The sequence below is a fragment of the Pantoea phyllosphaerae genome (assembly GCF_051025595.1).
In the GTDB taxonomy this organism is placed as follows: domain Bacteria; phylum Pseudomonadota; class Gammaproteobacteria; order Enterobacterales; family Enterobacteriaceae; genus Pantoea.
The window spans coordinates 256,682-277,886 of record NZ_JBPFDE010000001.1 but is presented as its reverse complement, the minus strand read 5'-3'; the positions used below and the strand labels follow the sequence as shown (position 1 = coordinate 277,886).

The 21,205-nt window shown below is 55.3% G+C and carries 21 protein-coding genes and 1 other annotated feature; of the genes, 13 read left to right on the top strand and 8 right to left on the bottom strand.

Annotated features, from left to right (window positions below; all coding sequences use genetic code 11):
- The first annotated feature begins 2 nt into the window (after positions 1-2).
- Positions 3-1,280 (top strand): NAD(P)/FAD-dependent oxidoreductase, encoded by a 1,278-nt coding sequence (locus tag ACR6A7_RS01190; protein ID WP_434122926.1) that lies wholly within the window; start codon positions 3-5, stop codon positions 1,278-1,280.
- A gap of 6 nt (positions 1,281-1,286) precedes the next feature.
- Here the strand turns inward: ACR6A7_RS01190 and ACR6A7_RS01185 are convergent, their stop codons facing one another.
- Complete coding sequence (locus tag ACR6A7_RS01185; protein ID WP_434122925.1) at positions 1,287-2,114, bottom strand: SDR family oxidoreductase; 828 nt, start codon at positions 2,112-2,114, stop codon at positions 1,287-1,289.
- A gap of 147 nt (positions 2,115-2,261) precedes the next feature.
- Between ACR6A7_RS01185 and hisL the strand changes: the two genes are divergently transcribed.
- From hisL to ACR6A7_RS01125, 12 genes are all read left to right on the top strand, one after another.
- The gene (gene hisL / locus ACR6A7_RS01180; RefSeq protein WP_100396937.1) at positions 2,262-2,309 is read left to right on the top strand and encodes a his operon leader peptide; all 48 of its coding nucleotides are present in this window, start codon (positions 2,262-2,264) and stop codon (positions 2,307-2,309) included.
- Positions 2,285-2,405 (top strand) — a sequence feature (His leader region). It overlaps the preceding gene by 25 nt.
- A gap of 50 nt (positions 2,406-2,455) precedes the next feature.
- Positions 2,456-3,355, top strand: a complete 900-nt coding sequence (gene hisG, locus ACR6A7_RS01175; protein WP_434122924.1) for an ATP phosphoribosyltransferase — start codon at positions 2,456-2,458, stop codon at positions 3,353-3,355.
- Between the two features lie 3 nt (positions 3,356-3,358).
- Complete coding sequence (gene hisD, locus ACR6A7_RS01170) at positions 3,359-4,666, top strand: histidinol dehydrogenase (protein WP_434122923.1); 1,308 nt, start codon at positions 3,359-3,361, stop codon at positions 4,664-4,666.
- Positions 4,663-5,739 carry a histidinol-phosphate transaminase gene (hisC, locus tag ACR6A7_RS01165; RefSeq protein ID WP_434122922.1) on the top strand — a complete coding sequence of 359 codons (1,077 nt, stop codon included), beginning with the start codon at positions 4,663-4,665 and terminating at the stop codon, positions 5,737-5,739. The genes hisD and hisC overlap by 4 nt, the downstream gene beginning before the upstream one ends.
- Positions 5,736-6,803 (top strand): bifunctional histidinol-phosphatase/imidazoleglycerol-phosphate dehydratase HisB, encoded by a 1,068-nt coding sequence (gene hisB, locus ACR6A7_RS01160; RefSeq protein WP_434122920.1) that lies wholly within the window; start codon positions 5,736-5,738, stop codon positions 6,801-6,803. The genes hisC and hisB overlap by 4 nt, the downstream gene beginning before the upstream one ends.
- Complete coding sequence (gene hisH, locus ACR6A7_RS01155) at positions 6,804-7,394, top strand: imidazole glycerol phosphate synthase subunit HisH (protein ID WP_434122919.1); 591 nt, start codon at positions 6,804-6,806, stop codon at positions 7,392-7,394.
- A complete protein-coding gene (gene hisA, locus ACR6A7_RS01150; protein ID WP_434122917.1) occupies positions 7,394-8,131 on the top strand; it encodes a 1-(5-phosphoribosyl)-5-[(5-phosphoribosylamino)methylideneamino]imidazole-4-carboxamide isomerase in 738 nt (245 codons plus the stop codon). Before hisH ends, hisA begins: the two co-directional genes overlap by 1 nt.
- Positions 8,113-8,889, top strand: a complete 777-nt coding sequence (gene hisF, locus ACR6A7_RS01145; RefSeq protein WP_434122916.1) for an imidazole glycerol phosphate synthase subunit HisF — start codon at positions 8,113-8,115, stop codon at positions 8,887-8,889. The genes hisA and hisF overlap by 19 nt, the downstream gene beginning before the upstream one ends.
- On the top strand, positions 8,883-9,494 hold the full coding sequence (hisIE, locus tag ACR6A7_RS01140; RefSeq protein ID WP_434122914.1) for a bifunctional phosphoribosyl-AMP cyclohydrolase/phosphoribosyl-ATP diphosphatase HisIE: 612 nt from the start codon (positions 8,883-8,885) through the stop codon (positions 9,492-9,494). The genes hisF and hisIE overlap by 7 nt, the downstream gene beginning before the upstream one ends.
- 79 nt (positions 9,495-9,573) lie before the next feature.
- Positions 9,574-10,050, top strand: coding sequence for a YbaK/prolyl-tRNA synthetase associated domain-containing protein (locus ACR6A7_RS01135; RefSeq protein WP_434122913.1), 477 nt, complete (start codon positions 9,574-9,576; stop codon positions 10,048-10,050).
- Between the two features lie 62 nt (positions 10,051-10,112).
- Entirely contained in the window at positions 10,113-10,907 is a 795-nt protein-coding gene (locus tag ACR6A7_RS01130) for an ABC transporter substrate-binding protein (protein WP_434122911.1), read from the top strand.
- Positions 10,908-11,013: 106 nt separating this feature from the next.
- On the top strand, positions 11,014-12,312 hold the full coding sequence (locus ACR6A7_RS01125) for a succinylglutamate desuccinylase/aspartoacylase family protein (RefSeq protein WP_434122910.1): 1,299 nt from the start codon (positions 11,014-11,016) through the stop codon (positions 12,310-12,312).
- A 33-nt stretch (positions 12,313-12,345) separates the two neighbouring features.
- On the opposite strand, the gene gnd is transcribed toward ACR6A7_RS01125, so the two are convergent.
- The 7 genes from gnd to ACR6A7_RS01090 all read right to left on the bottom strand — a co-directional run bounded on the left by gnd (position 12,346) and on the right by ACR6A7_RS01090 (position 21,174).
- Positions 12,346-13,755, bottom strand: coding sequence for an NADP-dependent phosphogluconate dehydrogenase (gnd, locus tag ACR6A7_RS01120; protein WP_434122909.1), 1,410 nt, complete (start codon positions 13,753-13,755; stop codon positions 12,346-12,348).
- A gap of 195 nt (positions 13,756-13,950) precedes the next feature.
- Complete coding sequence (locus ACR6A7_RS01115; protein WP_434122908.1) at positions 13,951-15,060, bottom strand: glycosyltransferase; 1,110 nt, start codon at positions 15,058-15,060, stop codon at positions 13,951-13,953.
- Between the two features lie 14 nt (positions 15,061-15,074).
- Positions 15,075-15,698 (bottom strand): NeuD/PglB/VioB family sugar acetyltransferase, encoded by a 624-nt coding sequence (locus ACR6A7_RS01110; protein WP_434122907.1) that lies wholly within the window; start codon positions 15,696-15,698, stop codon positions 15,075-15,077.
- Complete coding sequence (locus ACR6A7_RS01105) at positions 15,682-17,337, bottom strand: glycosyltransferase (protein WP_434122906.1); 1,656 nt, start codon at positions 17,335-17,337, stop codon at positions 15,682-15,684. The genes ACR6A7_RS01110 and ACR6A7_RS01105 overlap by 17 nt, the downstream gene beginning before the upstream one ends.
- Positions 17,334-19,649, bottom strand: coding sequence for a glycosyltransferase (locus tag ACR6A7_RS01100; protein WP_434122905.1), 2,316 nt, complete (start codon positions 19,647-19,649; stop codon positions 17,334-17,336). Before ACR6A7_RS01100 ends, ACR6A7_RS01105 begins: the two co-directional genes overlap by 4 nt.
- Positions 19,646-20,395, bottom strand: coding sequence for an ABC transporter ATP-binding protein (locus ACR6A7_RS01095; RefSeq protein WP_434122904.1), 750 nt, complete (start codon positions 20,393-20,395; stop codon positions 19,646-19,648). Before ACR6A7_RS01095 ends, ACR6A7_RS01100 begins: the two co-directional genes overlap by 4 nt.
- Positions 20,392-21,174, bottom strand: a complete 783-nt coding sequence (locus tag ACR6A7_RS01090; protein ID WP_434122903.1) for an ABC transporter permease — start codon at positions 21,172-21,174, stop codon at positions 20,392-20,394. The genes ACR6A7_RS01095 and ACR6A7_RS01090 overlap by 4 nt, the downstream gene beginning before the upstream one ends.
- Between the last annotated feature and the right edge of the window lie 31 nt (positions 21,175-21,205).

Here is a 21,205-nt window from a genome sequence, read left to right as displayed (position 1 = left end):
AGATGAAACATGTTGAAAGCTACTACGCGGCGACCGCCAACGACCATGCGCCCTGGCCGACGCTGCAGGAGAGCATCCAGTGCGACGTCTGCGTGATCGGCGCGGGCTTTACCGGCCTCTCCGCCGCGCTCTACCTCACCGAGGCGGGCTATGACGTGGTGGTGCTGGAGGCGGCGCGCGTCGGCTTCGGCGCCAGCGGCCGCAACGGCGGTCAGGTGGTTAACTCCTACAGCCGCGACGTGGACGTCATCGAACAGCGCTACGGCAAAGAGAGCGCGCGCATGCTCGGCAGCATGATGTTCGAGGGCGCGGAGATCATTCGCGACCGCATTGACCGTTACGCCATCGCCTGCGACTACCGGCCCGGCAATATCTTCGCCGCCCTTAACCCGCGCCAGATGAATCACCTGCGCCGCCAGCAGCAACTGTGGGAAAAGTATGGCAATCACCATCTGGAGCTGCTCGACGAGCGCGGCATCCGGCGCGAAATCGCCACCGAGCGCTACGTCGGCGGCCTGCTGGATCGGCGCGGCGGCCATCTGCATCCGCTCAACCTGGCGCTGGGTGAAGCGGAGGCGATCCGCCGTCACGGCGGGCGCATCTATGAAGGCTCCGCCGCGACGGCGCTGACCTACGGCACGCCCAATCGGGTGAAAACAGAGCACGGCGAGGTAAGCGCCACCTTCGTGCTTTTTGCCGGCAATGCCTATCTGCCCTCGCAGCTGGAGCCGCGCCTGACGCGCAACAGCATGGCGTGCGGATCGCAGATCCTCGCCAGCGAACCGCTGAGCCGCGATCGCGCGCTGGCGCTGCTGCCCAATAATCACTGCGTCGAAGACTGTAACTACCTGCTCGACTACTTCCGCCTGACGGCGGATAACCGGCTGCTCTACGGCGGCGGCGTGGTCTATGGCGCGCGCGAGCCCGGCGACATTGAAGCGCTGATCCGCCCCAAACTGCTGCGCACCTTTCCGCAGCTGCGCGATCTCTCCTTCAGCTACCGCTGGAGCGGCAACTTCCTGCTGACGCTGTCACGGCTGCCGCAGTTCGGACGGCTGGAGAACAACGTCTACTTTATGCAGGGCGACAGCGGCCACGGCGTCACCTGCACGCACCTTGCCGGCAAGCTGATTTGCGAAGCGCTGCGCGGCGATGCGGAACGCTTCGACGCCTTTGCGAAGCTGCCGCACCTGCCTTTCCCCGGCGGGCGGCGCTTTAAGGTGCCGCTGACCGCGATGGGCGCCGCCTGGTATGCGCTGCGCGACCGGCTTGGCGTCTGAGCCACCCTATTCCAGCGGCATTTTTGTCGGGTCGTCGTAGCTGTACTCGAACCCCAGCTCGTTGCAGATGCGCGAGCCGTCAATCAGCTTGCCGGTGTCGCCGGACGCTGAGGGCAAAAAGGTGGGCGGCGTCAGGCCCAGCTGGCGCGAGACCGCGGGGTAAAAGGTCGCACGCGACGGATGTTTTGACGCGCAGAGGTTATAGACGCGCCCGCCTTTCGGCGTCTGCAGCAGCAGAGTAATGGCGCTGACCACATCATCCAGATGCACCAGATTGACGCCGTGCGCGCCGTTCTCCAGCCCGGTTTTTCCCGCCAGAAAGCGGCCGGGATGGCGACTCGGCCCCACCAGCCCCGCCAGCCGCAGAATGTCGACCTGCGTACCGGGCAGATCGTGCAGCCAGCTCTCCAGCGCGGTCAGGGTTTTGCCCGCTACCGTTTCCGGCTGAAGAACGCTGTTCTCTTTCATTACGCCGCTGCCGCCGCCGTAGACCGAGGTGGAGCTGGTAAAGATAATGCGCGGCACCTGCTGCGCCAGCGCGCTGTCCACCACGTTCTGCACCGCCTGCATATAGCTTTCGCCGCCTTCCGCCGTGCGGCTGGCGGGCAGGGTGACCACCAGCGCGTCGACCGCCAGCAGCCGGGCGAGATCCTCGGCGTCGCACTCGATTTCCGGCGTCAGCCGCAACTGCACCGCGTCGATGCCGCAGCGGCGCGCCGCCTCGACGCCGTCCAGCGTGGTTTTACTGCCGGTGACCTGCCAGCCGCGTGCCGTGAGCGCCAGCCCCAGCGGCATGCCCAGCCATCCCAGACCGATAATTGCGACCTTCTTCATATTGACTCCTGCGCGTGACTCACTGCCGTCCATCTTAGTGCGCCACGCTGTCGTATCGCAAAGGTTAAAAAAGGGTTGCGCATCGCCGCTATCTTCGCTAGGTTAATCAACACGCAAATGAATACGCATTCAGCAACGGAATAGATTATGACACGCGTTCAGTTCAACCATCATCATCACCATCACCCTGACTAGTCTTTCAGGCGATGTGTGCTGGGAGACATTCAGATCTTCCAGTGGTGCGAACGCAAAGAGAACCCCCGGAAGATCGCCTTCCGGGGGTTTTTTTATGGGCTGGCGCAATACCTTTTCAGACAGGAATGAAACAGAGGACAGGACCGATGTTAGATAACAAGCGAATTCGCATAGCTATGCAGAAATCTGGCCGTTTAAGCGATGACTCACGCGAGCTGCTGGCGCGCTGCGGCATTAAAATTAACCTGCAGCAGCAGCGTCTGATCGCCTTCGCAGAGAATATGCCGATCGATATCCTGCGCGTGCGCGATGACGATATTCCCGGTCTGGTCATGGATGGCGTGGTGGATCTCGGCATTATCGGCGAGAACGTGCTGGAAGAGGAGCTGCTGACGCGCCGCGCACAGGGCGAAGATCCGCGCTACTTCACCCTGCGCCGTCTGGACTTCGGCGGCTGCCGCCTGTCGCTGGCGATGCCGGTGGACGAAGAGTACAGCGGCCCGCAGTGCCTGAATAACGCCCGCATCGCCACCTCCTATCCTCACCTGCTGAAGCAGTACCTCGATAAAAAAGGCCTTAACTTTAAACCCTGTATGCTGAACGGCTCGGTGGAAGTCGCGCCGCGCGCTGGCCTGGCCGACGCGATTTGCGACCTGGTGTCGACCGGCGCCACGCTGGAGGCTAACGGCCTGCGCGAAGTGGAAGTGATCTACCGTTCGAAAGCGGTGCTGATCCAGCGCGACGGCGAGATGGCAGCGGAGAAGCAGGAGCTGATCGACAAGCTGATGACCCGCATCCAGGGCGTGATCAAAGCGCGCGAATCGAAATACATCATGATGCACGCGCCGAGCGACCGTCTGGAAGAGGTGATCCAGCTGCTGCCCGGCGCCGAGCGTCCGACCGTGCTGCCGCTGGCGGGCGACCAGAGCCGCGTGGCGATGCACATGGTCAGCAGCGAAACCCTGTTCTGGGAAACCATGGAAAAACTGAAAGCGCTGGGCGCCAGCTCGATTCTGGTGCTGCCAATTGAAAAGATGATGGAGTAAGCCATGGCCTTTATGACACCCGTCGAATGGCAGCAGTGCAGCGAGGCGCAGCGTCAGGCGCTGCTGCAGCGCCCGGCCATCGCCGCCTCCGACGCCATCAGCGCCACGGTGCGCGAGGTGCTGGATGAGGTTAAAAGTAACGGCGACGCGGCGCTGCGCGCCTTTAGCGCGCGCTTCGACAAGGCGCAGGTAGCGGCGCTGCGCGTCACGCCCGCCGAGATTGCCGCCGCCGGCGCGCGACTCAGCGACGACCTGAAGCAGGCGATGGCCGTGGCGGTCGCCAATATCGAAACCTTCCACAACGCGCAGCAGCTGGCGACGGTGGATGTCGAGACCCAGCCAGGCGTGCGCTGCCAGCAGATCACCCGGCCGGTGCGCTCGGTCGGCCTCTATATTCCGGGCGGCTCCGCCCCGCTCTTCTCGACCGTGCTGATGCTGGCGACTCCGGCGCGCATCGCCGGCTGCGGCCGCGTGGCGCTCTGCTCGCCGCCGCCCATCGCCGACGAGATCCTCTATGCGGCACAGCTGTGCGGCGTCGAAGAGGTGTTTCAGGTCGGCGGCGCGCAGGCGATTGCCGCCCTCGCCTTCGGCACCGAGAGCGTGCCGAAAGTCGATAAGATCTTCGGGCCGGGCAACGCATACGTCACCGAGGCGAAACGCCAGGTGAGCCAGCGTCTCGACGGCGCGGCGATCGATATGCCCGCCGGTCCGTCGGAAGTGCTGGTGATCGCCGACGAAGGGGCAACGCCCGCCTTTGTCGCCTCCGATCTGCTGTCGCAGGCGGAACACGGCCCCGATTCGCAGGTGATCCTGCTGACTCCGTCGCTGACGCTGGCGCAGCAGGTGGCTGAGGCGGTTGAGGCGCAGCTGCAGGCGCTGCCGCGCGCCGCGACCGCGCGCCAGGCGCTGGCGAGCAGCCGCCTGATCGTGGCGGGCGACCTGGAGGAGTGCGTGGCGATCTCCAACCAGTACGGCCCGGAGCACCTGATTATTCAGACGCGCCAGCCGCGCGATCTGGTGGACGCCATCACCAGCGCCGGGTCAGTGTTTCTCGGCGACTGGTCGCCGGAGTCGGCGGGCGATTACGCCTCCGGCACCAACCATGTGCTGCCGACCTACGGCTACACCGCCACCAGCTCCAGCCTCGGCCTGGCTGATTTTCAGAAGCGCATGACGGTGCAGGAGCTGACGCCGCAGGGCTTCCTCAACCTCGCCGCCACCATTGAGACCCTGGCCGCCGCCGAACAGCTGGAGGCGCATAAAAACGCCGTTACCCTGCGCGTCGCCGCGCTGAAAGAGGAGCAGGCATGAGCCGCAATATTGAAGAGCTGGCGCGCGACAACGTGCGCGCCCTGACGCCCTACCAGTCCGCGCGCCGCCTCGGCGGCAACGGCGACGTCTGGCTCAACGCCAACGAATTTCCGCTGCCGGTGCCCTTTGAGCTGTCGCAGCAGACGCTGAACCGCTACCCGGAGTGTCAGCCGAAGATCGTGATTGAGCGCTACGCCGCCTACGCCGGACTGCAGCCAGAGCAGGTGCTGGTGAGCCGCGGCGCCGACGAGGGCATTGAGCTGGTGATGCGCGCCTTCTGCGAGCCGGGCAAAGACGCCATTTTGTTCTGCCCGCCGACCTACGGTATGTACAGCGTCAGCGCGGAAACCATCGGCATTGAGTACCGCACCGTACCGGCGCTCGAGAACTGGCAGCTCAACCTGCCGGCTATCGCCGAACAGCTCGACGGCGTGAAAGTGGTCTATATGTGCAGCCCCAACAACCCGACCGGCAACTTGATCGATCAGGAGGATATCCGCGCGCTGCTCGAGATGACCGCCGGAAAAGCGCTGGTGGTGGCCGATGAAGCCTATATTGAATTCTGTCCGCAGGCGACGCTGAGCGGCTGGCTGAAAGATTATCCACACCTGGTGATCCTGCGCACGCTGTCGAAGGCGTTTGCGCTCGCCGGGCTGCGCTGCGGCTTTACGCTGGCAAATAAGCCAGTTATCGATCTGCTGATGAAGGTGATTGCGCCCTATCCGCTGGCGACGCCGGTCGCCGACGTCGCCGGGCAGGCGCTGAGCGACCAGGGCATCGCGCTGATGCGCCAGCACGTCGCCGAGCTGAACGCCAGCCGCGCCTGGCTGCTGGCGCAGCTGCCGCAGCTCAGCCTGGTGCAGCAGGTCTTCCCGAGCGAGACCAACTATATTCTGGCGCGCTTTACCGATTCGCCTGCGGTGTTTAAATCCCTGTGGGATCAGGGCATTATTCTGCGCGACCAGAACAAAAATCCGGGCCTTGCGGGATGCCTGCGCATCTCAATCGGCACGCGTACAGAGTGCGAGCGCCTGATCGCCGCGTTACAGGCTTTATCTGTGGAGAGAGCATGAGCCAGAAGACCCTTTTTATCGATCGCGACGGCACCCTTATCGCCGAGCCGCCTGAAGATTTTCAGGTGGATCGCCTGGAGAAGCTGGCGTTTGAAGCCAACGTCATCCCGGCGCTGCTGGCGCTGCAAAGCGCCGGCTACCGGCTGGTGATGATCACCAACCAGGACGGACTGGGCACCAGCAGCTTTCCGCAGGCGGATTTCGACGGCCCGCATAACCTGATGATGCAGGTGTTCAGCTCGCAGGGGATCCAGTTCGACGAGGTGCTGATCTGCCCGCACAAGCCGGAAGATAACTGCGACTGCCGCAAGCCGAAGACCAAAATGGTCGAGGCCTGGCTGGCAGAGGGCGCCATCGACGTGGCGAACAGCTATGTGATCGGCGACCGGCTGACCGATATCCAGCTGGCGCAGAATATGGGCATCCAGGGCATCCGCTTCGGCAGCGAAGGCGAGGACTGGGGCGCGATTCAGGCGCGCCTGACCAAACGCGACCGCCACGCGCTGGTCAACCGCAACACCAAAGAGACGCAGATCCGCGCCGAGGTGTGGCTGGACCGCGAAGGCGGCAGCAAAATCAATACCGGCGTCGGCTTCTTCGACCACATGCTGGACCAGATCGCGGTGCACGGCGGCTTCCGCATGAATATCGAGGTGAAAGGCGATCTCTATATCGACGATCACCACACTATCGAAGACACCGGGCTGGCGCTCGGCGAGGCGCTGCTGAAGGCGCTGGGCGACAAGCGCGGCATCGGCCGTTTCGGCTTTGTGCTGCCGATGGATGAGTGCCTGGCGCGCTGCGCGCTCGATATCTCCGGCCGTCCGCATCTGGAGTTCAAGGCGGAGTTCAGCTATCAGCGCGTCGGCGATATGAGCACCGAGATGGTCGAGCACTTCTTCAGCTCGCTCTCCTACGCCATGATGAGTACCCTGCATCTGAAAACCAAAGGCAAGAACGATCACCATCGCGTGGAGAGCCTGTTTAAAGCCTTCGGCCGCACCCTGCGCCAGGCGATCCGCGTTGAGGGCAACACCCTGCCCAGCTCGAAAGGAGTGCTGTAAATGAACGTGGTGATCCTCGATACCGGCTGCGCCAACCTCTCCTCGGTGAAGTGGGCGGTAGAGCGCCTTGGCTACACGCCCGACGTCAGCCGCGATCCTGACGTGGTGCTGCGCGCCGACAAGCTGTTTCTGCCGGGCGTCGGCACCGCGCGCGCGGCGATGAACCAGCTGGAAGAGCGCGACCTCGTCGACCTGATCAAAGCCTGCACCCAGCCGGTGCTCGGCATCTGCCTCGGCATGCAGCTGCTCGGCAGCCGCAGCGAAGAGAACGGCGGCATCCCCACCCTTGGCATTATCGACGCCGAATGCGGTCTGATGGATACGCGCGGCCTGCCGCTGCCGCATATGGGCTGGAACCAGATTACCGCCCAGGCGGGCAACCACCTGTTTCGCGGCATCGACGAAGAGAGCTATTTCTATTTCGTGCACAGCTACGCCATGCCGGTCAACGCCAGCACCATCGCCCAGTGCGATTACGGCCAGCCGTTCACCGCGGCAGTGCAGAAAGATAACTTCTTCGGCGTGCAGTTCCACCCCGAGCGTTCCGGCAAAGCGGGCGCGCAGCTGCTGAAAAACTTCCTGGAGATGTGATGATTATCCCTGCGTTAGATTTGATTGACGGCAAAGTGGTGCGTCTGCATCAGGGCGATTACGGCCAGCAGCGCGACTACGGCAGCGATCCGCTGCCACGCCTGCAGGATTATGCCAGCCAGGGCGCGACGGTGCTGCACCTCGTGGACCTGACCGGCGCGAAAGATCCGGCGCAGCGCCAGATCCCGCTGCTGCAAACGCTGCTTAACGGCGTCGACGCCGTAGTGCAGGTCGGCGGCGGCATCCGCACGCGCGACGATGTGAAAGCGCTGCTGGATGCGGGCGCCAGCCGCGTCGTGGTCGGCTCCACGGCGGTAAAAGCGCCGGAAGAGGTGAAAAAGTGGTTCAGCGAGTTTGGCGCCGAGGCGATCGTGCTGGCGCTGGACGTGCGTATCGACGCGGCGAACCGCAAAGAGGTCGCCATCAGCGGCTGGCAGGAAGCGGCCGGCGTCACGCTGGAAGAGGTTATCGCCTGGTTTGAGCCGGTCGGCCTGAAGCATGTGCTCTGCACCGATATCTCGCGCGACGGCACCCTGAGCGGCTCCAACGTCGCGCTCTATCAGGAAGTGACCGCGCGCTATCCCGACATTGCGTTTCAGTCCTCCGGCGGCATCGGCGCCATTGAGGATATCGCGGCGCTGCGCGGCAGCGGCGTTAAAGGCGTCATTGTCGGACGCGCCCTGCTTGAAGGTAAATTCACGGTTTCGGAGGCTATCGCATGCTGGCAAAACGCATAATTCCCTGTCTTGACGTGCGCGACGGTCAGGTCGTCAAAGGCGTCCAGTTCCGCAATCACGAGATCATCGGCGACATCGTGCCGCTGGCGCAGCGCTATGCGCAGGAAGGCGCGGACGAGCTGGTGTTCTACGATATCACCGCCTCGAGCGACGGCCGCGTGGTTGACAAAAGCTGGGTGTCACGCGTGGCGGAAGTGATCGATATTCCTTTCTGCGTGGCGGGCGGTATCAAAAGCGAAGAGGACGCGGCACGTATTCTGGAGTTCGGCGCCGACAAAATCTCCATCAACTCCCCCGCGCTGGCCGATCCTGAGCTGATCACCCGCCTGGCGGATCGCTTCGGCGTGCAGTGCATCGTGGTAGGCATCGATACCTGGTTCGACGAAGCCACCGGCAAATATCACGTTAACCAGTATACCGGCGACGAGGCGCGCACCCGCGTCACCCAGTGGGAAACCCTGGCGTGGGTCGAAGAGGTGCAAAAGCGCGGCGCAGGTGAAATTGTCCTGAACATGATGAACCAGGATGGCGTGCGCAACGGCTACGATCTGGTGCAGCTGAAGAAGATGCGTGATGTCTGTAAGGTGCCGCTCATCGCCTCAGGCGGCGCGGGCACTGTGCAACACTTCCTGGACGCCTTTGAGCAGGCGAACGTCGATGGCGCGCTGGCCGCCTCGGTGTTCCATAAGCAAATTATCAATATCGGCGAGCTGAAAAGCTTCCTGAAAGAGAACGGAGTGGAGATTCGCGCGTGTTAACTGAAGAACAGCTGGCCCAGCTTGACTGGGTCAAAACCGAGGGCATGATGCCCGTTATCGTGCAGCACAACGTCTCTGGCGAAGTGCTGATGCACGGCTATATGAATCAGGACGCGCTGGCGAAAACCCTGAGCGACGGCAACGTTACCTTCTTTTCGCGCACCAAACAGCGCCTCTGGACCAAGGGCGAAACCTCCGGCCATTTTCTTCGCGTCGTCAGCATTACGCCAGACTGCGACAACGATACGCTGCTGGTGCTGGCGGACCCCATCGGGCCGACCTGCCATCGCGGCACCTCAAGCTGCTTTTCGCCTGCCGCACCTGACTGGGTGTTTCTGCATCAGCTGGAGCAGCTGCTGGCGTCGCGCAAAAGTGCCGATCCGGCCAGCTCCTATACCGCTAAGCTCTACGCCAGCGGCACCAAGCGCATCGCGCAGAAAGTCGGCGAAGAAGGGGTTGAAACCGCGCTGGCGGCGACGGTAAACGATCGCTTTGAGCTGACCAACGAGGCCTCTGACCTGCTCTATCACCTGCTGGTGCTGCTGCAGGACCAGGATCTCGACCTCAGCGCCATCATCAACAACCTGCGCGCACGGCATAAATAGCGGTGCGCCATGCTGCTCAACATTGGGACAGGTGCAGGACGTTGAGCAGCATGGTTCTCTTTTCGTTTCAGGATCCGGTATGACCACCCATGAAAAATTGATTGCCCTGCTGGAACAGCATCAGGCGCGCTATCAGCTGATGAGCCATGAGGCGACCGGCAAATGCGAAGCGGTGGCGGCGATCCGCGGCACCGCCGTTGGCCAGGGCGCGAAGGCGCTGGTGTGTCACGTCAAAGGCAACGGCGTCAAACAGCATGTGCTGGCGGTGCTGCCTGCGGATCAGCAGGCGGATCTCAGTAAGGTTGCTGAGGCCGTCGGCGGCCGGCGCGCCTCGCTCGCCAGTCCGGCTGAGGTCGAGTCGCTGACAGGCTGCGTGTTCGGCGCCATTCCGCCCTTCTCGTTTCATCCCGATCTCAGGCTGGTGGTCGATCCGCTGCTGTTTGAGCGCTTTAGCGAGCTCGCCTTTAACGCCGGACGGCTCGACAGGTCGGTGATATTGAACACTGAGGATTACCGCCGGCTCTGCAATGCTAACGTAGTGAAAATAATCCAGTAATTGTCATCACAGTCGCTGGCGGGTACTCTGCTTTATTCAACATCACGATAAAAGAAGAGACTATGACTACTCCTGGCTTCTCACGTCTGCGCAACGCGCTGATGACCGCCCTACTGGCAGGCTGCGCCTTTGGCGCGCAGGCAAAAATCGATCAGGTGCGCTTCGCCGTCGATCCGACCTATCCGCCGTTTGAATCCAAAACGCCGCAGGGCAAGCTGGTCGGCTTCGATATCGACCTTGGCAATGCCCTCTGCCAGCAGATGCAGGCGAAGTGCGTCTGGGTGGAGAGCCAGTTCGACGGCATGATCCCGGCGCTCAAGGCGCGTAAGTTCGACGCCATCCTCTCCGACATGGGTATTACCGAAGAGCGCCTGAAGCAGATTGACTTTACCGTGCCGCTCTATGACACCCATACGCAGCTGATTGCCCGTAAAGGCTCGGGTCTGCTGCCGACCGCCGAGTCGCTGAAGGGTAAAACCGTCGGCGTAGAGCAAGGCACGGTGCAGGAGCGCTACGCGCGCGCCAAATGGCAGCCCTTCGGCGTCAACGTGGTGCCTTACGGCGACCAGGCGCAGGTGGAGAGCGATCTGATCTCAGGACGGCTTGATGCGGTATTCACCGATGCTGCGCAGGCGGCGATGGGCTTCCTGAAACATCCGCAGGGCAAAGATTTCGAGCTGGCGGGTCCGATTGTGCAGGATCCGATTATCGGTCCGGGAACGGCGATCGGCCTGCGTAAAGGCGACAGCGAGCTGAAAACCGCGCTGGACAGCGCCTTTGCCGAAATCAAAAAGAACGGCACCTTCGACAAGATTCAGAAGCGCTATTTCGCGACCGATATTTCAATTCAGCAGTAGTCTGGGGCGACCCAGGTGGTCGCCCGCTTTGATTCGGCACTATACTTTTCTTCATTTCCTGGGCGCAGTTGCGCCCTCTTCTAAATGAAAGGACAATCAGCGCCCTATGCATCAACAACATCACCCCCTTCTCAGCGCCTCGCTGGGCACGCAGCGCGAAATCGTCAGCTTCCACTTCGGCGAAGAAAAATATAAACAGGTTTATATCCAGGCGTCGCTGCACGGCGATGAGATCCCTGGCATGGCGGTCGCCTGGTTTCTCAAGCAGAAGCTGATGGCGCTGGAGTCCGCTGGCAGGCTGCGCGCCGGCTTTACGCTGGTGCCGGTGGCCAACCCGCTGGCGCTGAGCCAGCACTGGCACGGCACCCACCTGGGACGTTTTCACAGCGAGTCGGGCCAGGATTTCAACCGACGCTTCCCCGCGCTGGGCGAGAAGCTGGCGGCAGAGCTGGCGGGATCGCTGACGCCGAACGAAGGCGACAATAAACGGCTGATCCGCGACGCTATCGATCGCCACTATCGTGATGTGATTGCCAAAACCGAGCTGGAAGCGCAGCGCTTTACGCTGATGCGCATGGCAAGCCAGGCGGATCTGATGATTGATTTGCACTGCGACTGGGAAGCCCTGACCCACCTCTACACCACGCCGCACGCCTGGCCGGACATTGAGCCGCTGGCGCGCTGGCTCGGCAGCGAAGTGCAGCTGCTGGCGCAGATTTCCGGCGGCGAGCCGTTCGATGAAGCCTGCTGTGAACCCTGGCTGACGCTGGCGCAGCGCTTTGGCGACCAGTATCCGATGCCGCGCGGCCTGCTGCCGGTGACGCTGGAGCTGCGCGGCGTGCGCGACGTCGATCCCGACCAGGCGGAGCAGGATGCGGAGGCGATTATCAATGCGCTGCGCGAAAGCGGCTATATTGCTGCGGAAAGCCCGACGGTGTCGGCGGAAGTGGCGGCGCCGGTCATTGGCGGCGACGAGCTGGCGCTGGTGACGGCCAATGCCGAGGATATCGCCGGCATGACCGAGAGCAACGCGGCGGCCAGCGCGCTGGAAGCGGTGGACGTTCTGGAAGAGAGCGGCGTGATTAAGCAGCGTCATACTGAAGGCGCAGGCGCGGTTTCCCCTGCCCTTAAACATCCCGCTACGCCGCTGGCTGCGTGCGAGTATATTCACTCGCCGGTATCGGGGCTGATTCTGCATCGCAAGAAGCTGGGCGCGCATATCCGTCCGGGCGAAGTGGTGGCGGAAGTTGTAGATCCGGTTACTGACAGTGTTACGCCGCTGGTGGCGGAGTTCGGCGGCGTGCTTTATGCGCGGCACTGGACGAAGTTTGCGACGGCGGGGATGCTGGTGGTCAGGCTGGCGGGGGAAGATGAGGTGAGGAGCGGGGATTTGCTGGTGGGGTAAAAAAAGGCTTCCGGATGGAAGCCTTTTTGCTGTTTAGTCCAGCCACTCGGTGTGGAACACACCCTCTTTATCGATGCGCTTATAGGTATGCGCGCCGAAGTAGTCGCGCTGCGCCTGAATCAGGTTGGCAGGCAGCACTTCTGAACGGTAGCTGTCGTAATAAGCGATAGCGGCAGAGAAGGTCGGCGTCGGGATACCGTTCTGCACGGCATAGGCCACGACGTCACGCAGCGCCTGCTGATACTGGTCAGCAATGTCTTTGAAGTACGGTGCCAGCAACAGGTTCGCAATGTTTGCATCTTCCGCGTAGGCATCGGTAATCTTCTGCAGGAACTGCGCGCGAATGATGCAGCCAGCGCGGAAGATTTTAGCGATCTCGCCGTAGTGCAGATCCCAGTTGTACTGCTCGGAAGCGGCACGCAGCTGAGAGAAGCCCTGAGCATAGGAAACGATTTTGCCCAGATAGAGTGCGCGACGCACTTTCTCAACAAACTCCGCTTTGTCACCGGTAAAGGCCTGCGCCTGCGGGCCGCTCAGTACTTTCGACGCGGCAACGCGCTGCGTTTTCAGCGAAGAGAGGTAACGGGCGAATACGGATTCAGTGATCAGCGACAGCGGTTCGCCGAGATCCAGCGAGCTCTGGCTGGTCCACTTACCGGTGCCTTTGTTAGCGGCTTCATCCAGAATGACGTCAACCAGGTAGTTACCCTCTTCATCTTTCTTGGTGAAGATATCCTTGGTAATGTCGATCAGGTAGCTACTCAGCTCGCCGTTGTTCCACTCGGTGAAGGTTTTCGCCAGCTCTTCGTTGCTCAGACCCAGCGCACCTTTTAACAGCGCATAGGCTTCTGCGATCAGCTGCATGTCGCCATATTCGATACCGTTGTGAACCATTTTCACATAGTGGCCAGCGCCATCTGGACCAATGTAGGTCACGCAGGCTTCGCCATCTTCAGCACGGGCAGCAATTTTATCCAGGATGGGGGCAACCAGCTCGTACGCTTCTTTCTGACCGCCAGGCATGATAGACGGGCCTTTCAGCGCGCCCTCTTCACCGCCGGAAACGCCGGTACCGATGAAGTTGAAGCCCTGGTCAGACAGCTCTTTGTTACGACGGATGGTATCTTTGTAGAAGGTGTTACCGCCATCAATCAGGATATCGCCTTTGTCGAGGTGCGGAGTCAGGGAGGCAATGGTTTTGTCAGTTGCTTCGCCCGCCTGCACCATCAGCAGAATACGGCGCGGTTTCTCAAGGGACTCCACAAACTCTTCAATGGTGTAGTAAGGCGCCAGTTTTTTGCCTTCGTTCTCGGCGATGACTTCATCAGTCTTTTCGCGAGAGCGGTTGAATATGGATACAGTATAACCACGGCTCTCAATGTTGAGAGCCAGGTTACGTCCCATTACTGCCATACCTACAACGCCGATCTGTTGCTTGGACATTATTTACTCCTGTCTGAAGGTCACCTCACAAACGCGTCGCTTGTGAGAGAAAGTATCAAATATGTTAACTCATCATAGGCAGTCAGAGGTAGTAATTGATGCGATTAGACTTTTGCTAAACCATTAGTAAATGTAGGATATTTTTAAGCCCGAGCACGCTTGAACTCCCCTTTTGAAGCTGAAACTGTCGCTAATTTAAGCCAGCATCGAGCGATAAAGCGCGTCAAACTGCTGCGTCATTTTTTTTGCGGTAAATAGCGCATAGAAACGCCGCTGCGCCGCTGCCCCGTAGCTGGCTGCCAGTGCGGGATTGTCCCAGAGGCTTCTCATTGCTTCGCGAAGCGCTGGCGGATCTGATGGCGGTATAGCCAGCCCCGTCTGCTGGTGTAGATTGATAAAAGTAGTGCCCGTACCGATTTCACAGGTGATTAAGGGCTTACCGAATAAGGCGCCTTCTAGCAGCGTTATACCGAAGGCTTCGGTACGCAAGTGTGAAGGAAAGACGATGCCGTAGCTTAGCTTGAGCAGCGCGCATTTATCCTCATTGGCTAACGGACCAAGAAAATGGATATGTGTGATACCGGCCTGCTCGGCCCGGCGCTTAAGGTGCGCCTCATTCGGCCCCGAACCCATAATGACTACCGGCATATTATCGCTGCGCATCGCTTCTAAAAGTGTATCAAGACCTTTGTAATAGCGGAGCGCGCCGATGAATAAGAAAAATCGGGGCGGCAATTTCTCCTGCCACGAAAGCAGACGCTGTTCGTCGATAAGCAGATAGGGTTCGGGATCAATTCCTATCGGGATAACAGAAACCTTATCCCTGAAGGCCTGTAGCACAGGGCTTGTCGCAAAGTAGTTTGGCGAAGTGGCAACAATATGAGTAACGGAGCCAAGAAACCTTTTCATTAGCGGCTGGTAGAGCTTAAGCCAGTATTTTTGCTTAAGAATATCAGAGTGATAGCTAACTACCGTAGGTTTACGTACGCCGGACATAAAGTGAACCATATCCATAAAAGGATAGGGAAAATGGTAGTGAATAATATCAGCCTGCGCCGCCATATGGCGAAACTTGCTCAGCGCATCCAGAGAGAAAGGTGTCGAGGCGATATTTATCAACTCTTTAGCCTTTACGGACTCAGAGTGCGAAAACTCAACGCTGTTGTTATTGGGATCAAGACTGAGAGAGAGCACGGCGCTCTGAATATCGCTTGCGTCGTTCCCTTCAGTTAGCTGATAGATGACTTGCTCAATGCCGCCATAAGAATCAGGGTAATAGGTTTTATAGAAATGAAAAATTCGCATACAGCCGATAGACCCTATTTAATCCGTTTTGCGGGCGTACCTGCATAGGTACCTGGCTCTGACACATCTTTAATAAAGCAACCGCCAGCGCCCAACGTAATGTTATGGCCGATTTTAATTGAGTTAATCACGGTCGAACCTGCACCGATAAAGCAACCGTCGCCAATTATTGTTCCTCCAGCAACGGTGCTGTTTACGGAGATATGGGTAAAGCTGCCGATCTGGCAGTCGTGTTCAACTACGGCACCATTATTAATAATTGCCCCGTCCCCTATTGTGGCATTAGGGCCAACATGAGCATGATGCCCAACGAAGCATCCCGTACCTAGTTTTGACAGCACGCCGAGGGTTGCCGTTGCGGAGATGATGCAGCCGGTGCGCCAGCCGCGTCGCTTAATATCTTCAAGCTGAGCCTGCCGCTGCGCTGTACCACCTGCGGCCGGAAAGGCTATCCAGTCTTCGGGTAAAGCAGAGGGCATCTCTTTTATAACCGGAAACCCGGCAAAAGTTTCATTTGGTCGGGCGTTACTATCAATAAAAAGTAACGTTTCAAACCCGCTGGCTAAAGACACATCCGCAATGCTGCGAGCATGACCGCCAAAACCGTAAAGCAGTACACCTTTAACGATGTTGTTCAATACGATTGCTCCTGTCAGCGTGGAACTTATCCGCGATTTCATCCATCGCTGTAATATGCTCGCTCACCACATCTTCCCACGTGCGCTTCATGAGCTGGTGATAGGTTTGCAGCTGGACTTCGCGTAGCGGGTCAAGATTACCAAGCGCCCATTCAATTTTATCAGCGATGCTTTTCCAGTCATAAGGATCGAAAAAGGTCATTTCCTGCAGTTTAGGATCGGTCAGTACTTCTTCGGTGACGCCGATGCGTCCCATTACTACCGGCGTGCCAACCGAAAGCGCTTCGGTAAAAGTGAAAGGACATCCACCTTCGCTCAGCGTTGGGTTAACGGCGAGATCGGCAAGCTTGTAGCAGGCAGCCAGTTCCTGAACAGAAAGGCTATTCATAAAAAGAACGTCCCTTTCCAGATTGTTTTCTTTAACAAAGTCAGGTATTGCCTGTAAATGCTCTGGCGCACCGGTTAAAACCAGCTTATGCTGCAAAAACTTATTTTTCAGTAGATAATTGTAAGCTTTAAGCAAACTAATAACATTTTTATTAGGTCTAAACTGGCTTGCATAAAACATATATTTAAACCCAACGCTCAAGCCTTTAACGTAAGGATTTCTATTTTTAAAAAGCGCAACGGAAAGCAATCTTTCGGCATAGTATTTCGAACTAGCCTGCGCGTCGTTAAAACCTTTAACATTAAGCCAGGTGTCAAGTCTGTTAGGGGCATGATTCACTACATAAACATTATCTTTTTCTATATTAAAATGTTCAATTAAAGTGCGCTCTTTGACATCCTTACTGTAGGTTACAAAATATTCGTTTTTATTTATTGTCCTTTGAATGGTTTTAAATGTGTTTAAAAACCGCTCACCCCCAATCTGAGAAAACCCCCCAGGAAATCTGGTAAGTACAACATCGGGGACACATAGAAGACGGGGGGCATCAATGTCAGAAAACGTTTCCCAAAAGGCGGTGGGACAATACCATGCAGAAACAGATTTGATATTACGAATAATTTCATGCATCCGTTCTGCTTCAGCAAGCATCATAGATTGATAAAGATTAAGTACGAATCCATCCTCTTTAGGGTTATCAAAGAACCCCCCTACCTTTCTCTTTATTAAAGCCGCATAAAGAGCAACCTTACTTGTTCTAACTTTTTTTAAGACATAAAAAAGCAGACCAGCCACGCACGCAAACGGAATGACCAGTATAAACATTAAAAGAAGAATCAATATATCCAGGGCGGCTGGAATCAGTGAAATGAAATTATAGGCGCCTGCTACCCTCGTCTCTATTCTTTTTAACAAAATAAACGGGGAACGCCGAATTTTTTCAAGCAAACTGCCAACAAAACCGCCTTTCTTAACCTTTTTTCTTTTACGTAACTTGGCCAGGAATGTATGTACCTTTAAAATTATAGGTTGATCTTCCGGTGCATCAATAGTAACAGAATTGAGAGAAACCCCCTCACTCTCAAAAAGTTCATAAAGATCTTCTTTAGACCAACTCGGGCAAACAATTCTGAAATGCACGTCATCTTTATCTGAGGCACCTTTTATAAAAGCAGCGAGATAGCGGCCTAAACCTTCCTGCTTCAACACTACTGTAGGCTGGTAACAAACATAAATCCCATAATTTTTCATAGTAATCCCTTTAACTCTTCCCAATAAGTAGTTGCATGTTTTTTATAGATGTGCTTCTTAAGATCCTCTAAAGCAGGGAGTTTGCTCTTTAATTCTGAAGAACTAACTTCCATTTTCTTTAGTTTACTTGCAACGTCATGTTCATCGAAGACATTAAAATATGAAAGATTGAGACTATAATTACCATCCATTTCTCTTATGGCCGGGTAACTGTTTGATAAAGACGGAACATTATAAAAAGCAGCTTCAACTACAGAAAAAGTCCCATTATCACCATGTGCTGAATGCAATAAAAAATCGGCTGATTTCAGGACAACCTTATACTCATCATCTGAAAGATTGCCTTTAAAAATAACATTTTTCTTCATTTTCATAGAGAGCGAATAGGATTTTTTTGCTCGCATTATATGAGGCGATGAAGAAGAAAGAATATTATCTGTATTAACACCAGTCACCACACACTTTAAGCTTCCATTATAAACCTCATAATAAATTCTTAAAGCTTCAAATATTTTATCAATGTTTTTATGCGGAGCGGAGTTAGTGGTCCAGACAAAATAATTTTTTTCCTTTTCATTCCCCTTATCGATAACCGAGAAATCAAATTCTATAGCATTTTTATTTTCAACTGAAAAATCAGGAAGTAGCATGGGAACTTTACTTAAGCGTTCTTTTTTTACGCCAGCATACTGGAGTGTGTCTTCATAAGTAAAATGAGAAGTTACTAATACTTTATCCGCTCGACGGACAGCATCAATGAAAAGCCAGTTGATTTCTTGTTCGAGAAAATTATTACGCCGTTGTAAATAATCGTAGACCATGAAGGCGACAGGACGAACTGGCAAAAGAGGTGCTTCAACTCGGTCCGACACTATGAGCCAAAGATCGCAATCAAAGCCAAAATTTATGCCATCATCAGGGATGATAAAGGCATTATTCGAAGGGTGCCAGTCTTCATAACCTGCATATGCCATAGTTCTTACAGAGGCTTCAGCATCAAGCTTTTTCCATTTGAATGGACGAATAGATATGGACTTATCAAGATCGGTAAAGGTGTTTAGATCATATATCTCGCTTTCTTGATGATAAAAAACAACTTGGCAATCTTCATTATCTAGTCGTGCCCCTTCTTTAATTGCATTAGCCAATAACTGAGCACCGCGCAGGCTTCCGCCAAGGTAACCGACAGGGAGTATAACAGCAACTTTTTTCTTTTTATATAGCTCTTGTACGGGTTGTAAACGTTCCGCCCCAATATTAAGCATTTGCATTATACCGCTTATCCACTGCGGCTTTAACAAATCAAAGTTCATTGCGTTTAAAAGAACGTGCTGAGACTCTAAGATGCTTTTTATTAAGCGCTTATCGCCATTCGTGATACCCTTTATTTTTTCTTTAGCTTCTTTAATATTTTTACATCTACCCGGCAGATTTGATCCGCCAAGCTTATCGAGGAGCCCACCGGCCATAAAGACTAAAGGCATTCCATTTTTTACTGCCTCGAAGGGATGAAAATGGATGTGATAAGGCTCTTGTGAATGATAGAACATAACGCTAGAGTCACGCATATTTTTTTCATGCTGCTCATATGTCACATAGCCTAATACTCGTTTATCCATAACTTCGATAGGTTGCGAACCAGCGATAATATAGTCAAATTCGGAAAAGTTTTTAACGAAATCTTTGTATACTTTGTTATAATAAGGATTAATAGCAACATCAGGACAAACAAATAAAACCTTTTTGTTGCCGCCGCTCCAGTTATCTTTCACCTCAGTATTATTCATTCCTAGCGGAAGATAAAGTGCTTTATCTTTTAGCAGGGATGACTCAATATTTGCAAGGTGCTCATAGGCAATACCAAATACGAAACGCCTTCCCATCTTCCTAATATACTCAGCGCCTTTCCCAGCAGAAATAAATGACAACCACTTGCTGTATGTATTAGGTTGATGCAAGCCATAAGCTCTTAATACACATACACCTTTAAAATAGCTGGCCATGTTTTTTATATTGTCTGTATCATAGGCAATAAAAAAAACGGCATCAAACCATCTGTTAGCTATCATCCAGGCTTCTTTGGTACCGCCTGCATACCAGTCAGTAGAGTTTAAAACAGCCAAATCCTCTAAGGGAATAGTAAGTTTTTCATCTTCACTCCAGTCAACTGAGGCACTGCGAAAACTGGGATCGGCCGGAAAAGACTTAGGTAAAAATACCTCATCAAACCCACACTCTTTCAACATAGGCACTTCAAACTTGCGTGCCGAGGTGTGGTTAAGCAGCCACATGACTCTTTTTTTATCGCTCATAGGATTCCGTTTACTTCCTTATATTTGGAGACGGCATCAATAATGGGACCATCAAAAACGATCTGCCCCTTATGAAATACCAGACCGCGCTGGCAAATTTCCTTAAGGGTGCCAAAATCATGAGACGCTAACACTAAAATTTCAGCCTGCTCAATCAGTGCCGTAATACGCTTTTTAGCTTTAATCATAAAGTTCGCATCACCGGCCCCAATAACTTCATCCAGCAGAAGAATATTGCCACCTACGGAGGTCGAGATGGCAAAGGCTAAACGTACCTGCATCCCGGCCGAGTAGGTTTTAATCGGATAATCGATAAACTCACCAAGATCGGCAAACTCCACGATTTCATCCTGAATGCTGCGCATATATTTTGGCGACAACCCCAGTAGCAGTCCGCGGTAGAGAATATTTTCTCGTCCGGTTGCATCTGGTTCAAAGCCAAGGCTCAAGTCAAACAAGGAACGAACCTTACCCTGTACGTGAAGACGCCCGCTTGAGGTGGGATAAAGTCCCGCCACAGTTTTCAGGAAGGTACTTTTACCGGCACCATTATGCCCGAGTAACCCGACGCGCTCGCCTTCATGAATTTCAAGATTAACATTTTTAAGAGCGTGCACGTCAGCAACGGTTTGCTTACTGCTGTTCGCTCGCGCGAGTTTGGCTAGCCAGGATTTCAGCGAGCGCTCCTGATAGGCGACAGAAGAGTAATGAAGGTTAACCCCTTCCAGCTTGATAAAATTACTCATAGATAGAAAATCACCTTACGTTCAGCTTTACGTCCGACAATCAGTGCGATAATCATAAAAACAATCGCCGTGCCTAATACATATTCATAATTAACCAGTGTTGGCCATTTTCCCTGTAGCAAGGGCGCACGGACTAGCTGCAGCAGGTGATAAACCGGATTATAGTCAATGAGTACGTGCAGCCCACCCGAGCGAAATATTTTCGTTTCGAAATAGACGGGAGAAATAAACCAAAGGCCCTGCATAACCAGGCCTAGCGCATGAGGCACGTCGCGAAAGCGTACACCTACGTAGGCCAACATCGTCGAAAGCGGCCACGCAATCAACGCCAGCACAGGAAAAATTGTCAGCGCGGCTAACCAGCACCAGCCAAAGTTTTCAGGCAGAACGACGAGCGTCCAGCCGATGAGAGAAATGCTGGCTAATGCAAGGATAAAGCTCGCCGTCAGTACCGTACGCAGGGTATAAATTGCCAGCGGATGATTACACTGCTTAATATAGGCATCGGCCTGCACAAATGAGAGAGAGCCCCCCGTTACGCAGGTAATAAGATAATCCCATATTAAAATACCGGATAGAATATAGGGTGCATAGGTTGTGATCGGTGAGTGAAACATCTTTCCGAACACGATTGAAATAAGGATAGTGATGCCAAGCGGCTGTATAATTGACCACAGCACGCCAAAAAAAGAACGTCTCCAGCGAGAACGTAGATCGGACAATGAGAGATGTAACCAAAAATATCTGGCATCCCAAACGCCTTGTAAGTAACTTGTCATAATGCCCTTTAAATAGTAAAACGCTCACAAA